Origin of the sequence: Bacillus hominis (assembly GCF_018332515.1) — a bacterium.
Taxonomy (GTDB): Bacteria; Bacillota; Bacilli; order Bacillales; family Bacillaceae_G; genus Bacillus_A; species Bacillus_A hominis.
In genome coordinates this window covers 1-1,367 of sequence record NZ_BOQD01000528.1, presented here as the reverse complement: position 1 = coordinate 1,367, position 1,367 = coordinate 1, and the positions used below count along the sequence as shown (strand labels likewise).

General features: G+C 32.4%; 2 protein-coding genes. Both read right to left on the bottom strand.

Going from position 1 to position 1,367, the window contains the following annotated elements:
* Positions 1-383: 383 nt before the first annotated feature.
* Positions 384-1,061, bottom strand: a complete 678-nt coding sequence (gene cmk, locus KI356_RS27135; RefSeq protein WP_128281638.1) for a (d)CMP kinase — start codon at positions 1,059-1,061, stop codon at positions 384-386.
* Positions 1,062-1,191: 130 nt separating this feature from the next.
* Positions 1,192-1,365 (bottom strand): DUF5359 family protein, encoded by a 174-nt coding sequence (locus tag KI356_RS27130; RefSeq protein ID WP_087946710.1) that lies wholly within the window; start codon positions 1,363-1,365, stop codon positions 1,192-1,194.
* Between the last annotated feature and the right edge of the window lie 2 nt (positions 1,366-1,367).

Genomic DNA, 1,367 nt, shown 5'->3' with positions numbered 1-1,367 from the left:
TGTAATTCTTTTGAATTCATAACTTCTTCATTCATTTTCTCTACCATGGAAATACCTCCCTACAGAATTGACAAAGCATTTTTATGTATACACGAAATGAAAACAGATGTTTTCATTTGCATGTTTAAGAATTTATCATCACATATTCTGTTTCAATACAGTTCTCCGAGAAACTATATTAAACCTATATACATAGTATACAGCAAAATCATCTTGAAGAAAGTATGATTTGAAATATAATAGCGAATATATTCTGACAGTTTTTTCCCTCTGTAACTAACTTCTTACAAATTAGCCCATTTGTCAAGAAAAGAGACTTATAATTCACTTATCCTTTACATTTCAAAAAAAAAAAAAAAAAGAAAGAGGATAGCCCTCTTTCTTTATTTCGCAAATACTCCTGAAACAATACCCATAATTTTTTGGACAACTTCTTCAATTGATAAAGAAGTTGTATCTAATTCCAATGCATCATCAGCTTTTTTCAAAGGAGAAACTTCACGTTCTGAATCTAATTTATCACGCCTAGCAATTTCTTCTTTCAACTGCTCTAAATTAGAATCGAAACCTTTATTCATATTTTCTAAATGTCTTCTCTCTGCTCTTTCTTCTACAGAAGCAAGCATAAAGATTTTCACTTCAGCATCTGGTAGTACATGTGTACCAATATCACGGCCATCCATTACTACGCCGCCTTTTTCAGCTAATTCTTGTTGACGACGTACCATTTCTTCACGAACAAGACGATGCTTTGCTACAATAGATACGCGATTCGTCACATCAGGCGTACGAATCACTTCAGAAACATCTTGTCCATTTAAAAATACAAGTTGTGTATTTTCCCCTTGCTGAAATTCAATATTCACATTTTTTACAACTTCCATTAACTTTTCTTCATTTTCAATATCCACTTTTTGTTCAAGGGCTGCATATGTAATAGTACGGTACATTGCGCCTGTATCAATGTAAACATATGAAAGTTTTTTTGCAACAACTTTTGCAACTGTACTTTTCCCAGCAGCCGCTGGACCATCTATAGCAATCGAAATTCGTTTATCCATTGTAACACCTCATTTTTCACTTATAAAACAAAACGAAAAGCAGGTATTCTCCCCCTGCTTCTTCTCATTTGCTTCACGTCATTAAATCCTCAATAATTGTAGCATAATCCATCATAGAAGAAAATGAAAACTACTTATTCACCTGTAAGATTTCCGCCCTATTTTTCGTGACGACACCTTCGTAATAAACAATTTTCGATAAATATTTCACTGAAGATTTATGTATAAAAAGCAGTTGGATGACAGAAAGACAAACAAATTGAATTAGTAATATACGAATTATAATTTTCTCCACTTTTTTCAAAA

What these genes read in the sequence shown, in the direction of transcription:
- cmk (WP_128281638.1), bottom strand. Translation starts at nt 1,061, where the DNA reads ATGGATAAACGAATTTCGATTGCTATAGATGGTCCAGCGGCTGCTGGG.